At 44.7% G+C, this 15,678-nt stretch carries 11 protein-coding genes; 3 read left to right on the plus strand and 8 right to left on the minus strand.

Annotation, left to right across the window (positions count from 1 at the left end):
• Nucleotides 1-20: 20 nt before the first annotated feature.
• A complete protein-coding gene (locus EKG39_RS14155; RefSeq protein ID WP_126506403.1) occupies nucleotides 21-1,106 on the plus strand; it encodes an AraC family transcriptional regulator in 1,086 nt (361 codons plus the stop codon).
• Between the two features lie 63 nt (nucleotides 1,107-1,169).
• On the opposite strand, the gene EKG39_RS14160 is transcribed toward EKG39_RS14155, so the two are convergent.
• From EKG39_RS14160 to EKG39_RS23755, 7 genes are all read right to left on the minus strand, one after another.
• Complete coding sequence (locus EKG39_RS14160) at nucleotides 1,170-2,630, minus strand: methyl-accepting chemotaxis protein (protein WP_126506404.1); 1,461 nt, start codon at nucleotides 2,628-2,630, stop codon at nucleotides 1,170-1,172.
• A gap of 168 nt (nucleotides 2,631-2,798) precedes the next feature.
• Entirely contained in the window at nucleotides 2,799-3,362 is a 564-nt protein-coding gene (locus tag EKG39_RS14165; protein ID WP_126506405.1) for a chalcone isomerase family protein, read from the minus strand.
• Nucleotides 3,363-3,463: 101 nt separating this feature from the next.
• Nucleotides 3,464-4,321, minus strand: a complete 858-nt coding sequence (locus EKG39_RS14170) for a hypothetical protein (protein WP_126506406.1) — start codon at nucleotides 4,319-4,321, stop codon at nucleotides 3,464-3,466.
• Between the two features lie 137 nt (nucleotides 4,322-4,458).
• Nucleotides 4,459-5,637, minus strand: a complete 1,179-nt coding sequence (locus EKG39_RS14175) for a DUF5692 family protein (protein ID WP_246028504.1) — start codon at nucleotides 5,635-5,637, stop codon at nucleotides 4,459-4,461.
• A 68-nt stretch (nucleotides 5,638-5,705) separates the two neighbouring features.
• The gene (locus EKG39_RS14180) at nucleotides 5,706-6,614 is read right to left on the minus strand and encodes a hypothetical protein (protein ID WP_126506407.1); all 909 of its coding nucleotides are present in this window, start codon (nucleotides 6,612-6,614) and stop codon (nucleotides 5,706-5,708) included.
• A 1,011-nt stretch (nucleotides 6,615-7,625) separates the two neighbouring features.
• Nucleotides 7,626-9,005, minus strand: a complete 1,380-nt coding sequence (locus tag EKG39_RS14185) for an alanine/glycine:cation symporter family protein (protein WP_126506408.1) — start codon at nucleotides 9,003-9,005, stop codon at nucleotides 7,626-7,628.
• 841 nt (nucleotides 9,006-9,846) lie between these two features.
• Nucleotides 9,847-9,969 carry a hypothetical protein gene (locus tag EKG39_RS23755; protein WP_012140932.1) on the minus strand — a complete coding sequence of 41 codons (123 nt, stop codon included), beginning with the start codon at nucleotides 9,967-9,969 and terminating at the stop codon, nucleotides 9,847-9,849.
• 588 nt (nucleotides 9,970-10,557) lie between these two features.
• Between EKG39_RS23755 and EKG39_RS14195 the strand changes: the two genes are divergently transcribed.
• On the plus strand, nucleotides 10,558-11,985 hold the full coding sequence (locus EKG39_RS14195) for a hypothetical protein (protein ID WP_126506410.1): 1,428 nt from the start codon (nucleotides 10,558-10,560) through the stop codon (nucleotides 11,983-11,985).
• Nucleotides 11,986-12,477: 492 nt separating this feature from the next.
• Nucleotides 12,478-14,355, plus strand: a complete 1,878-nt coding sequence (locus EKG39_RS14200) for a GGDEF domain-containing protein (protein ID WP_126506411.1) — start codon at nucleotides 12,478-12,480, stop codon at nucleotides 14,353-14,355.
• Nucleotides 14,356-14,540: 185 nt separating this feature from the next.
• On the opposite strand, the gene EKG39_RS14205 is transcribed toward EKG39_RS14200, so the two are convergent.
• Nucleotides 14,541-15,032, minus strand: coding sequence for a GNAT family N-acetyltransferase (locus tag EKG39_RS14205; protein ID WP_126506412.1), 492 nt, complete (start codon nucleotides 15,030-15,032; stop codon nucleotides 14,541-14,543).
• Between the last annotated feature and the right edge of the window lie 646 nt (nucleotides 15,033-15,678).

Here is a 15,678-nt window from a genome sequence, read left to right on the forward strand (position 1 = left end):
GACAAATATGAGTAAATTTTATGATAAAGAGACAGGCTAACCGCTCGTTAGGGACAACCTCAATTCCCCCGGTACAGCAGTTTTTGCAAGCGGGCAGGCACTGTAAAATTGACGTCTCTGCTGCATTAGTGCGTGCAGACATCGAACTATCGCAGCTTTATAAAGTCGATGGCAGGCTCAGCGGTGAGCAGTTCCAGCATCTGCTCCACTATCTTATCGAGCAGTCGAAACATCCACTTTTTGGTCTCTATAGCGCCCGATTTATCCAGCCGGATCGATTCTATATCTTAGGCCAGATAGGTCTTCATTCGACGGATCTGTCTCAGGCTTTGAAGGAGGCGATGCCATTAGAGAAGTTGGTCGGAGACATGGGGGTCACCGAAATCAGAGAGCATAGCGACGGCATCAAGATGGTCTGGCACTGCCAATACAGTCACCCGCTGGTGATCCCTCATCTTATCGATAATGTGCTCGCCTCCTGGGTCAACTTTGCCCGTTTCCTGCTCGCGGACAATCAGGCAAGGCCGCGAGCTATTCAGCTGCAAAGGGATAAGCCCTCCCAGGCCGAAGTGAAACAATATGAACAGCTCTTCGGCTGCCCGGTGCATTTCGCTCAAAAGGATAACGCCATAGTGATAGACAAGGCGCTACTGAGCCGCTCACTTCCCGGTGGAAACCTGAAACGATTGAGTCAGTTAAAGATAAGCGCCAACTTAAGGTTGAATAACATCGGTGATGTCGACGATCTGGAGTTAAAAACCGCCAGAGTAATACGCCAACTCCTGCCCCAGGGGAAAATTCAACGGGAGCTGGTTGGCAGCCACCTGCATATGGCCGGCAGGAGTCTGCAAAGACACTTAATTAAACAGGGGAGCAGTTACCAGACGTTACTGGATCAGATCCGCCATGAGATGGCAGATTACTGGCTCACCTGCAGTGAACTATCTATGGATGAGATAGCACTGCAACTGGGCTTCAGTGATGCCAGAGTCTTTTTTCGTGCCTACAAACTCTGGACCGGACACACGCCGGGTGTAACACGAATTGGCGCGTCGGGCGAAGATCCCGGAAGCGAAGAACGAGTATCCCGGCTCCTCAGCCACTAGCAAGCCTTAGTACCCGGATAAATTCGCTCCTCACTTTACGGAATGACGTAAAAATTCGTTTGTCTATGCCTCGGTCTTAGAGAGCATGGCGAGCCTGAGACCGTTGGCAAGGGTCTTCAATGTGTCGACCTGCTCCGTAAGCTGTTGACCCTGAGTCGCTACCGACTCAGATACCTGATTAGTCTGCACCACACTGTTGGCCACCTCGGCGCTGGCCGAATTCAACTCCTGCACCGCCTGAACCTGATGCACCATGGTATCGGCCAACTGATTGACGTCTGTGACCGTCTCACTTACCTGCTCTATGATGCCGGACAGCTCGGTGGCCGTCGCCTGTATCACCACCTGACCATGGTTGACCTCCTGTTTACTGAGATCCAGCAAGGCCCTAATTTCCACAGCCGATGCATTACTCTTTGCCGACAGTTCACGCACCTGCTCGGCGACGACGGCGAAGCCTCGCCCGTGCTCCCCGGCTCTGGCCGCCTCGATAGCAGCATTCAAGGCCAGAAGGTTGGTCTGATCCGCTACCGAGGTGATTAAGCCCGCTACCGACATGATTTTTTCATTACTGATTAATATTTTATCGATCGCATCGGTTGACGCTGCCAGCGATTCGGCACTGCTCTGCGCCTGGCGGTTAATCACCTCGCTGCGCGCTCTCATCTCTGTCACGAAGCGCTCAGATTGCTCCATGTCCGATGTCATTCTTAAAAGCTGCTGGCTCATCTGTTCGGCCGCACTCGCCTGAGACTCACAGTTTTGATTGAGGTTATTGACCTGTTGATGCAGATCCAGCGACTGACTCTCAAGCTCATCGGCCACCACAGAGAGTTGACCCGCATTATCACCCGCCTTGTCTAACACCTCAGATAGCTGCAACTCTCCCAGTTGAGCCCTTTCGGCCGTAGCTAAGGTGTCAAATTGTGCCTTCTCTGCGGCGTTCATCGCCTTGTTGCGTTGTTTAGCGGTAAAGCCTTGGGCGACCACGATGACCAGCAGCGGCATTAATAGCCCCGACCAGGTCTCGGTTGCCAGCGCGGACGGTGAAAGCGCCATCTGAGGCATAGCGATGCCATTCAGTGCATTCGCCACCATCCATGACGAGAAAAGAATAACCCCAAGGCTCCAGAGCGTTGCCATCAAGAGCTTAGCAGTAAGAAAAAAAGAGATGATCAACACCGGGATCCACAGGGTTTGAGTCGAGCTCAATACCCCTCCTCCCTGATAGATCATATTCAGTGCATGTATCACCATGCCAAAAAAACCGACGTTAAGAGCCAACACCGGCATACGGGCAAAGCGCACTATCGCCCCGGCTAAAAGCTCGGCGCCGATAAGAAGAAATGAGGTATAGATAAGGAGAGTGTGATCGTGTTGCAGCCATTTGAAAAGGCTATAGAGGCCGGTAAAAAGTGAGAGTAAGGTAAAGAACATCAAGGTATCGACGAAGCGTAACTGCTCCGCTCGCCATTGATGAGATTGGGGCATAAACATCGCCCGCCAAATTGCCAGTGGCGTCATATCACCATATCCTCCGGGCTTTTACCCCGTAATGAGCACAAACAAATCACGATGAAAAGTGAGACTATTTAAGAGACTTTCATGGCAGATGAGCAGCTGGGGGACACAGAAACTCCCCATCGCCATGAAACACCTTTTCAACCCTGAATAAGGTGGTCTCTCAATACTTTAGCCTTCAAGCATATCCTCTTTCAGGCCTTTATCTGTCGGGTTCTTACCTAACCAGATGGCCATAACGGCCTTACGGAAGGTTTCGCCACGAGTCACAGACAACTGCTTACCATTTTTATAGCTGATGACCCCTTCACCGGGCACGCTCAGCAGGGTAAATTGATCTCCCTCTTTAATTGGCTCTTCAAAGGTTGCGATAAACTCTGTGATACTCTCCTGGATCGAAGCAGGATCGCCATCTGTCGCACGATCGAAGCCTTCATTCATGGCATCGGTCATCTTCTCCGATGTGATCATACCTGAGGTGATATTCAGACGAATTGCCGCAGGTTGATCGCTATCGATAACCTTCGAGGCCTGATCGACCTGACCTACGGTGAAAAGAGAACCCACATAGAGGTCGATAAAAAACTTACTGCGAACGCCTGCGCCATTAAAGCTAAGCACCTTATCCTGCAAGGTGATGCTGTCGGGAAGGTTTACGCCGGAGATCTCGCTGCCAGCGACTGCGTTGCCACAGGCAAAGAGCATAGTACCGAGTACGAGTGCACGTTTAATCATGTAAGACTCCTGATAAAGTATTAATAATTAACAATAGATAAAACTGCCAATACATGGATGCAGGCAATGCATCGGCAGTATCAAAACTGATTGATGAGTAATTAGAACGCGTGGTTATACTCAATCCAGTAGCTATCATCGGTGCTATCGCTGTTATCAGTCTTATAGTTAACACGTACGTTTTGACGCTTGTTCATCTGGTAGGCCACCGAGATCTCACCGGAGAAGCTCGCCATCTGTAGTCCACCATCCATGATGTCATCGCTCCAGGATTTACCTTGTATCTCCTCTGTATATGAAGTGCTTAGCAGTGCCCAAAAGTTATCGTTGAAGGCATAACGCGCATAGACCATACCGGTCAGAATCAATGAAGGAACGTCGATGCCACTACTCGATACTGCAGTACTTCCCGCCATGTCAGGTGGAAGAATTTGTGACATATTATCTTCAATAACAACACCACCTGCGTACAAGATAGGCCAGATATAGAAGTTATCGGTTACAGGAATCGTCATTACCGGACCGGCTTGAACTACGGCCATGCTGCCGTAGAAAGGATGATCAGCCAAAATCGCATCGATAGACCAACCAGTACCGTTAGTAGTATTGATGGTACCGTAACGAAGACGATATGAACGCTTGCTGGTTTCATCGTTAAATGTCGGCACCATACCATATTCAGGATGCTGCACCATGCCAGTGAACTGAGGAGACTTATCCCCTTCATTCAAGATATTTTTGGCTTCGAAAATGATGCCTGTCTTCTGGCCAGAATTTGCGGTCTTTTCAGACAGCATCAACTGTCCCTTGAGGTTGGCACCTTCACTACCGTATGAAGCACCGATAGAGGTGTATACGTCGGTTGGGTTCGACATATCGATATCGGCGTCATCGGCCGCATAGGTTAAACCTGATGTCATTGAAGCAAGAATAGCAATGCTAAGAATACGCTTTTTCATAGTAACTCCATCATATTTATAATATTTTTAATAAATTATTTTAAAAAACAGTGTATCGTCCAAACGGGTTTACTCTGAGGGTTGCCCCTCTCAGCGCCATCGGTTGGTCTACCGACAGCACTGGCTATGGTTAATCTTTATGCGCTGGCTACCGCCTGACGCTGTCTGAATTTCTTACTGAAGAAGACGTAGGCATAGATGCCGTTGATGATGAAACTGGCTGCACCAGCCGCCAACATCAGCTCATCGTTACGTGGCATAGGCACTACGTTGCTTTCGTACATAAACGGACAGCTGAAGTAGTACATGAATGAACCCGCCAGGGTGAATGCACGCGCCTGTAACCAGGTGCCTTTCTTAATAAAGAGTGAAGGCAGGGTCGCTGCAATCAGAACCATCATCTGAGCGGTAGCTGAGCCCGGGAAGTTCAGATAGACAAATACGATATTCCAGACGTCATAGGCGATAATCCAGAAGGTAGTCATAGCAGGCCAGATCATATCTTGCTGCTTACTCTTATCGGCATGGATCATTGCCCAACCGGCTAAGGTGATAATTGAGAGCACACCACCGATAGCGTTAAGAATGTTAGCCATATTGCCCATGCTAAAGTCTTGCATTACCGCTTCTGAGATATTGATTGCAAGGAAGGCTCCGGCACCAAACTTGGCCCACTTCATATCCCCAACCTTGGTAAAACGGATCAGCGTAAACAGTGCCGCCGCGCCGACAACCGAGTAGAGCTTGACCCACTTAAACCAGTAAGAGATCTCATAGCTTGACCATAATGGAATTAATACAATCGGCAGAGCGAACCATAAGACATAGTTACTCCACTTGAAGTGGCGGCAAAGCTCGTTCAGTGCCATCAAACCAATGAGTACAAAAAGGACGTGAGCGAATGCACGGTACTTGTACCACTTGTGAATATTGAAGCCGTCACCATCGAGGGAGAAACGTATCTCCTCACTATCGACAAACGCCATGGATGCGCCATCGAAGTCGGTGATTTCGTCACCGGTGAGACTCTCGATCATTACCGAGTCACCATTGAGACTCCACTTCTGAGTCTCTGTCTTGTTAAAGCCACCAGACTGCTTGGTTACCTCAACATTATTGTCTGCATTGAACTCCAATCGATAAAACAGGCTACCTTCGCCGGGTTTACCATCACGGGTACCTTGCCATACCTCGCCCTGAAGTTTGTCGGCTCCGCCATCTTGACTCTGTATGGGTTCGGCCATTGCAACTGACCCCCAACACATCATCAATAACGCCAGCATCGCGGTATAGATACTTCTCGCCCTGAGTTTCATATCAACTACTCTCTCTATGAATTTGGTATCGGATACCTACCCATTAGGTATCCGATGTGACCTTTCGATCAGGCTGTAGTTAGCTTGCTCTCGTCATTCAACTTGGTGTCTGAATAATCTGAGATGAGCGGTGGTGGAGACTTCTCTCCAAATGGAGGTTCGTTGGTTTCACTCTTATTCTTAGTCTTGAAGTACCAGATAACGAACGGAATATGCATAGCCAGGTTAATCGCCCCCCAGTAGTAGACCACGCTGTCGCTGGCCCAACTCGAAGAGTCCATAATCGGAGTGAAGATGTCGCCGTTTGCACGAACAAGAATGTGGAACGCCAGGGTGTAGACTCGAGCGATGATATAAAGCTCGGGACGCCCCTTGATGATTGGGTAAAGCTCAGCAGCCATCAGGATACAGAATGAGCTGGCGAAGAAGCCTGGGTTCTCACCGAATACGAATGCCAGGTTCCAGGTGGTGTAGAGGAAGTTCCATGCCGCAGTTGAATAGAACAACAGGTCATTAGGCTTATCACGGCCTATCACCCAGTACAGACGCTTACCGTTCTTATAACGTGGGAACGGAATCGTGATACATAAGATGACACCACAGATAGCGTTGAAGTAGTTGGCGGTGGCGAAATCTTTAGCCGTCGCTTCAGCAATATTGAGGAAAAGTACCATGTAGAGCACTTTCAACACCCAGTCACCGCGGAAAAACGCGAGGAATTTGTTTGGGTTATCATGGTATAGCCAGGCAATTCTGGCGCCACCTACGACAATAGCAGTGGGGATAAGAACGCTGACCGTCTTAACCCAACGGAACCATCCATCAAGGTTGTCTGCCCATAGAGGCGCAGTTAAAAGGGACAGCAGCCAAAATGCGGCTGTCATTCTTGGTGCACGGCGCATGCCTTCCACCAAAACGAGCAAAAACACAATATATCCAGTCATCGAAACGACATATTGCCAGACAGGAATGTCCATAATGCCTCCAGGTACGAGTTATCTATCGATTCAGAACGTTTACCCTTCAGCAGCGCAAACATTCAATTAAAATGTTTATTTAAACAAACTCTTAAATTACATTAGAGTTAAAGCTCTAACTTAGAGCATTTACTCTAAATTAGAGTCTTTACTCTAAATCCGAAGTTAGTCGATAGTTTTGATCTAGATCATTTAAATGTTGCGTTTCAGTTACCCATAGGTGTGATTTCGAACGTATATGTGATGAAGATATCAAGATTCAGTAAATGGCACTCTGGCGAGAAAAAAAGCAATTAAGTGGTACGGCTGTTGCAGTTATAAGCAAGGGGATTAATAAAATTTGCGGGGAATTACTTTTAACATCACTGACATGGACTATGGTGAGAAGTGATTTCTGGTATAACACTCAACACAAAGGCATGATTTAAATAGCTTTAGCCGAAAGAAACAGAAAAAGAGATATAATATCAAACACATTTTGAGGTGAGCCACTACCTATCAATTATCTTGATCTTCAACCAGAGCACCTTCCACCAAGATGTTACAAACCTAGCCTAAAATACGTTATAACGTGACCATATATGAGCTGGAGCTGGAGCTACACCCAATCAGATCAGAGTCATATTGTCTGAATATTTGAAGAGCAATGACGGAAAACAAAAAAACATTACATCTCGATAACAAGAGACTTTAGATACTGTGAGTAATAGCGAGTCTATGATCCATATATCCTACTCCTGCGACACTTTATGTTTCCCTCCCAGATCATGCCTAAACAGGCTTAATGGATAAACTAAACATTGCCCCCCTTTAATAAAGATCATCCAAGCCGTCGTGCTTCGCGAAGACGAGATAAGTAACATGCGCTTCGATGCACTACGGCTTATCGACTCCATATTAATAGGTAGTAGCATCGCCTCGTGAATACTCAATAAACGACCCGATTTTCAGACAATAAAAAAGCGCCTCGCGGCGCTTTTACTCTTTATTAAACCAGATAACAGTTAACTTTTAGGCCTCGGCTTTCGCCTTGGCTTCATCTTCACGCTTCTTGATAAAATATTCACGGGTCAGACTAAACACCACAGGGCTTAGCAGCGCCAGCGCGATAAGGTTAGGAATAGCCATCATAGCGTTCAATGTATCGGCCAGTAACCAGATGAAGTCCAGTGAACTCACGGCGCCCAGCGGCACCACTATTATCCAAAGCACTCTGAAAGGCTTGACGGCTTTAACACCCAACAGATACTGGACACACTTCTCACTGTAGACGCTCCAACCTAAGATAGTCGTAAAGGCAAAAACTGACAGGGCTACGGCAACGACGTAGTTCCCCATTGGCAGGGCCGTCGAGAAGGCAAGCGAGGTTAGTGCAGCGCCATTCTCACCCGATGTCCAGGCTCCCGATACGATAATCGCCAGACCGGTAATACTACAGACAATTAGGGTATCGATAAATGTACCCAACATGGCAACTAAGCCTTGAGCCACTGGATTATTGGTCTGAGCAGAGGCGTGAGCGATCGGCGCACTACCCAGACCCGCTTCATTCGAGAATACACCACGGGCCACACCAAAACGGATCGCTGCCCAAACCGCAGCACCGGCGAAGCCACCTTGCGCCGCAACCGGGTTAAATGCGCTATGCACTATCATAGCGATAGCATCAGGAATAGCGGCGGCATTAACGGCCAACACGGCCAGGCCTGCAGTAATATAAAACAGCGTCATCAAGGGAACCAGCTTACCGGCCACATCGGCAATACGCTTGATTCCACCTACCAGCACAGCTCCTACCAACACCATCAGAACGACACCTGTCACCCAGGTCGGTACGCCGAAGTTACTGCTCAGTGCATCGGCAACCGAATTCGACTGCACAGTATTACCGATACCGAAACCGGCAAAGGAGCCAAATAGCGCGAAAGCGGTACCCAACCAGGCCCACTTACTTCCTAGACCGTTCTTGATGTAATACATGGGACCACCGATGTGGTTACCATTATCATCTACTTCACGGTACTTCACCGCCAATACCGCCTCGGCAAACTTGGTTGCCATGCCGACCAGCGCCGTACACCACATCCAAAACAGCGCGCCCGGTCCACCGATAAAGATGGCGGTAGCCACACCCGCGATATTACCCGTACCGATAGTGGCTGAGAGGGAGGTCATTAAGGCGTTAAAGGGGCTGATCTCCCCCTCCATGGTCTTATCTTTATCGGGGATCCTACCCGACCAGAGCAGTTTAAAGCCGGTTCCCAGCTTCAGGATTGGCATCAACTTCAAGCCAACCGAGAGGAACAGACCCACACCCAAGATCATGACCAGCATGGGGGTACCCCAAACGAAGCCATTGATCATACTTACAAATTCAGTAATTCCTTCCATTCAAACCTCGTCGACGCTTTATCATTATTGTTATATTCATTCCGTGATCTAATGCCCGGAATTTGTTGATTGCATCTCAGAGTACAACGAAAAGTGTACAAAATGAAAGCAAGAGTAAGGTTCTGCCATTTTTTGTAGTAAATAGTTATGCTTGATAGTTGTGGTTGATAGTTATAGTTGATAGTTGTCATTAGTGGCTGATTGGTAGGGATAATTGAAAGTCTCGCCTTCATGACTACCTATAGCCTGCGGCTTGTGCCATGCAGAGATGCATAAATGTCGTGGTGGCAGGATGCCAATAAACGATCTGGATGTGCAAACACGTCTTCGACACGGTGAATAGAAACCTTAGGTTTCTGAGTATATGAACGAGAGGCATGGATATCGCTCGAAAAGTTTCACCCTGTAAAACCTCACCATGAAACCGAAGGTCTCAGCCATGTTTACACTAGGGGAATAATCTCTTCGATTGGAGTTTATGCGTAACGGTTAGCTAAATTTTGAAGAAATGAAGTTAAGTCTAATGCTTTAGCTTAAGAGGATTGAATTGGGGGAGGATTGATTTGGAGAGAGCACAAGCGACTAACAGAAGGGCTAACCCGAAGTTAGCCCGACTCGACTTTTCACATTTGCCACATTTACCACATTTACCACATTTACCATGTTTGCCATGTTTGCCATGTTTGCCATGTTTGCCATGTTTGCCATGGCAATTGCCGGCAGACAGTAACAGAGACTCTTCGCTAGCTTTTAACTAGCGTTCCAATAACTATTTACGAACTCCTCACTCGCTCCTCACTAAAAAAAGAGTTTCGCGAATGGAGAGTCGCAGAAGAGAGGATTACTTTACGTTATCCAACAGGCCTCTGGATTCCTTTTTCGCATGTTTTGCCATACGTTTCTCTTTGGCCGTTTTCTGTGGCTGTTTCTTGCCTTCTTTACGAATACTTTTACCTTTACTCATATCTTGCTCCTGTGAATATTTGGGCGCCTTAGCTGGGCCAATCACGTAAGCTTAGTCATCTTGAACAAGCACATTGATGTCCGGATTAAGCGAGTTTACAGGTTACAGATCAATTAGGTATGAAATCTGATACCTCCTCGATCTTCCTACAACAGTATTATTTTAACACCTTTCGACTCCCCGCCCCACGAAGCCAATAGACCAGATAAACCTAAACAAGGCAGCCCCTAGACTTGGATAATCTATAGCCAGTTTTGAGGTGGTGCCAAGTGGTGAAGTCAAAGTCGAACTGACACGATGAGAGCCACAATGATGTAGAGATTGTTATCTTCGATTTGGAATGTTGAGAAAGCCTACTGGTATTGCTTAAGGTGGATTAACAAAAAATAGATTAGTAAGTGCCTGCTAACTCCAGAAGTTTCGATTAAAGAGCATCCACCCAACCGAATACTTATTTTAAGTGTGATCTGACCTCATAAACTCGCTGTATTTTTGATTTGGATTAAGTAACCAGTAGATAGCTCAATAACATAGCTAAAATTTGAGCGATAATGTTCAGCCACGGAGAGATAACTTTAGGTGACAAAAATGACAAAAATAACTCGCTTAATTATGATATGGATAGCCATAACCATGATGGGTGGTTGCGCAGTAAATGCTTCTAAAGACATGGGGCAAGAATTTAGGGCAAGTGAATCATCGCTCTTAGACAGTACTAAAGCAAAATTACTTTTATGGCGTAATGCTCGATTTATAAATGGCGGTGTCTACTCTGCTTTTTTCATCAATGACCAAAGAGTTGCAGAGTTTCGTAGCGGTTTGGTTGAAGTAGAATTAGAGCCAGGCAGTCACACAATTACCTTCGTTATACCATCCAACTACGTTGAATTATCTCAGACACCATCAGAAATAACTGACAGTCAATTTGTTTGTAACCTCAAGGCTGATTTTGACGCTGGAAATGTCTATAGCCTTTATTTTGATGAATCCCTCAGAAACCCAAACTTACCACGTGGCTGCCGTAGGTTAAGCGGGATTATTGATGGTGTCCATCCAGATGCTTATGGACAGACCGTCTATCAAACCGATGTGGCACTCATTATGAAACCTAGTGAAGTAATTGAGCATGCTAGACAGGAAAAGGCCACGTCGATTTCAGAGAAATCACATATTGAAAAAATTGCAGCAGTTACCAGCACCACCGGGGTAAGTACTAATAACATTGGGGTAACCACTGAGCTAGTCTCCCCTCTTACAAATGATACAGACCCAAGCACCGGTACAACTTTTAAAAGTGAATCACATCTGCCAGCAAGTGCGACACCGGACATATCAACCAAACCAACATCTTCACAGGGGAAGCATGAGCCTGTCGCTGCGCCAGAGAGTACAAAAGAACCAGAGAAAACTAAGCAACCAGCAAACTTAGCACCTGTTGTGGACTCTAATTCCATTACTGACGGCGGATACCAATGGAAGCAAACCCAAACGGAACTGAATAAACTCCCCGAAGTTCTTCGCGGAGGGTACCAATTATACAATGAGCTATTTTTCTATCCGGAAGGATACTTTTTACGCTTATCTTGGCGCTTGAATCCAAACAGCAACAAACAGGAAAATGGGTCGATAAAGAGTGGAGCTTGGAAAGTTAACAGCGATAAGCTGCGTACTCAAGAATACCTTTGGTCTCGTGGTAATCGATATGCGTATCGTGAAAATGTTTATCAAATAAATTCTGACCAGCTAGTACTCATATCCAATACTGTCTACCATATCGCTGATACTTCTAGTGGCAGTATAGGTCAGGCTGAAAAATACCCGAATGATAAGAATATCTGGGTAGCGACTAAAGGGGATGGTCCACGATTGTTCCACGAATATCTAAATGGTGAATTCAGTCAATACATAGGCGAAGAGACACGCAGACGTCTTAGTATTGAGCATGCAAAAGAAAAAGCGATCAGTCCGACTAAGTGGAAAGGGGACAACGCGATTCAACCTTGGGAAAACAGATAACTGTGGCAGTTTATTTCGGCTGATAGCAATCATAGACATTCCGCACTCCGGAATGTCTACAGCTCTGCTTTTTGTCACATACGTGACCACATTCAATCATTGCAAGGTGATCACTGCTAGCTTTTCATAACTTAAGCATTTCACAAGTATTTGCTTGTCCTTTCTCCTTCAATATTTCAATACATTGATCGTTAGGATGATAATGATTAATCCAAAAATAATTTCTAACAAATAATCTGTAAATTTCTGTACATCTTTCTAAATTAAATCAATTAAAACCAGTACTCAAACCCATAAATATAGTTTTTTATACTGTTATAAGCACTAATTACAAAATAAAAACGGGCCAATATGTTGCTAACTAAAAACAAACAATCTTTCTGACCACACTTACAATTAATGTAACTTTAAATCAACGTTTTAGCTTTAAATAATTACCATGTCGGTCTAGAATCGATATACTCCAAAAGGAGTATTAGCTGGAGGCTAAACATGTTTTTTTTACTGATGAAAAAGTGGCTGACTTGGTTGGGCTGCGTACTTTTCGTTTTTAGTACAAATGGATTTGCTAGTGATACGTTAACTGAATTAGAACGTGCAGCCAAAGCGGTTAGCCCGGCTGACGGTATCGAGTTGTTGAATAAGTTTGATCTAAAAAACAGCAAACTTGAAGCAGAGCAACAAGCTAAAGTGCACTTTCTCTATGGCCAGCTTTATGAGAAAACCCGTCAACTCGATCAATCAATCGACAGTTATGACAAAGGCATTGAATTAGTTAGATACCTGCCGATTACTGATGTGCTTATCGATAGTCATTTAGAACGTTCATTTGCGATATATTTGCAATCCAACGACCCAGCGGCATATTGCATCGATAGAAAAAAAGCCCTTGTTTATGCTCGCCAACACCACAATTCCGAATTACTTGCTAAGACCTTAACTCAAAATGCTTTTTGCTTTATCGAACCCACTTCGATACCTAAAGGGATTGCCTTGCTCGATGAAGCTATGGCCATTGTCGATAAAAACAACCTTAATGCAAACCGTAAAGCGCTGATTTATAACGCAACAGGTAGCTTATATCGCAAAGCTGGACTACATCGACGTGGTTATGACAGTTTTGAAAAAGCTTATCAAACATGGCAAAGCATTAATGACATTGAAGACATGTTTAATATGCAATACAACATGTTAAGTGAGGCGATTAGTCTAGGGCATTGGGATAAGGCAAATCAAAGTGTTAAAGCACAATTTTCTTTGGCAGGCATATCTACAGGCGATAATGATATGTTGTTTTTTTCGCACTTAAATGCTGGTCGTGTAGCATTGCGAACGTATGATTATGATAAGGCTGTTTTTCATTTAGAAAAGGCTGTTTCACTTAATCATACAACTCAAGAAAAATATTTTATTAGCAGTAACTACCTCTATTTAGGCCTAGCTTATATGCGAAGTGGTGAGGCTGTAAAAGCCGCTGATATGGCGCGAATCTTTAAACAAGATAAGAGCTTTGCTGCAAACCAAAAAGCGATGTTGCTCCAAGCTGATGCCATCATTGCACTTGATGATCATGACCCTGTTAGTGCTCTGAATAAGCTATTTCAAGTGATAGATATAGAAAGAGAGATTAACCAAAGTGTGATTGATAATGAGGTGATCAGGTCATCGCTCGATCATAACTCTGCATTGGCTGAGTTTGAAAATGAACTGCTGGGTAATCGTTTAGCCATTAATGAGTTGAGTTTAGCTTCTGTCAAAGATAAAGAGCGGATTAATGAGCTTAAGTTGAGTTTGTTTTTTGTTGTCGTCACCGTGCTATTTTGCATTGTACTACTTTTACTAATCTCACGTAGAACGCTTAAAGTGCGTGCGCAAACCGACTTTTTAACTGGGCTTGCCAATAGGGGACATACCTTCAAAAAAGGCCAAAAAATCATTGGGAAAACCATTAAAAAGCAACAACCAGCGTCAGTAATTATGTTTGATATTGATAACTTTAAATCTATTAATGATCGTTATGGACATCATATCGGTGATTTAGCGATAAAAGCGGTCTCCAAACGAGCCAGAAGATGGCTTAAGAAGCATGATTTAGTGGGCAGGATCGGCGGTGAAGAGTTTTTAATTGTGCTTGAAAACACCCCACAAACAGAAGCTTATAATATTGCAGACCGACTTAGACAAAGCATAGAGGAACAATTTTTTCAATTTGATGATGTGACTATCGAGTTTACCATTAGTTTAGGTGTCGCAACGTTAAATGAACATACAACAACCTTATTAGGGCTGATGAAACAAGCGGATGATGCGCTGTATCGAGCGAAATTCTCAGGTAAAAATAAGGTTTATTTAGCGGCTGAATGTGCTTAATGCATTCGAATTAAGCCGAGTTGAGATGTCTTGGTTCAGTAAGGCTCTACTTACTGGCTCAAAAGCATGCGCATTAAGGCTATTAGCTAGATCATATTTTGCATTTCGCTGCATAACCATGAAGGTACAAGCTTCAACAAGCTAGCTAACTTAGCCTAAACCAAAAATGGAAAACAAGTTCATTGCTAACTTGTAGAACCCTTTTCTTTCGTTTCCAACGTTTTTTGCATTGGAACACAATCTAAGCTTATGCCTCTCGGTGAGTGGTAAGTTGAGATCTCATCACCTATAAACCCGCATCGACGATAGAATGAAGCCGCATTGAGCGTAGACTCAAGTTTTAATGAACTAAGCCCCTTCTCTAAAGCCAGGCTTTCAAGAAAGGCAACCATCAATCTGGCAGCACCTTTACCGAAAAACTCAGGCTCAACGAAAATAGCATCTAGCATCCCGGTTTCAATCGTTAACTTGCCACTCCCTATTACCTGCCCATCACTCTCTGAGACATAAAATGAGTTTACGATATCGGTAATTAAACTCTCTGACACGCCACCTTTCGTCCAAAGTGATAGTTGCTCCGCACTATAATATCCCGAACACTCTTCAAGAATAGCCCGGCTTCTCAGATCATAAACAGCTTGAGCATCACTCTCAACCGCCTTTCTAATCAAAACCATCAAACCACCTTATGCTCGATATGGCCCATATTGCCCGCCTAAGCGGTGCAATAATGTTTGGTTATAATTAGCGAGGAACGAGCGTAAACCAAGCGTTTTACATCCGTTTTTGAGGTGTTTTCTAGATAGATTATGCTCCCAATTGATAAATAACTGCGGCACAACTAAATACAAATATAACAATAGACAATATCAATAGAACCTTGCCATAAGTAATTGCCTTTGATCCTTTATGTACGCTCCAATTACTCAACACATATGTATTTGGCGCTGGATATTGAGACACATAAATTGCCTTTATGGCATTCAAGATAGAAGTAAAACTGAATGTAACTATGGTGATCCATGATAGTGAAGTTATCACTGGCCACACTTGATCAAAAGGCAACAAAAACAATGAAATGGCAACAACAAAGAATATAGATGAAATTACAATTAAATAGCGAGTCACTGAAATAACTTTATATTCTGAATGTGATACTTTCATAGCTACCTACAGCTTATTAAGCATGAATTAAGACAAATACTCCATATACTGTAGTTCTGGTCGCGGAGCACAACTTATTCACAATGATTTTAGTAACCTATCAGTATGCTTTCAATGAAGCAATTACCACTTTTCCTAGAAAAATCGAGAGTTCAAATA

Origin of the sequence: Shewanella atlantica (genome assembly GCF_003966265.1) — a bacterium.
Classification (GTDB): Bacteria; Pseudomonadota; Gammaproteobacteria; order Enterobacterales; family Shewanellaceae; genus Shewanella; species Shewanella atlantica.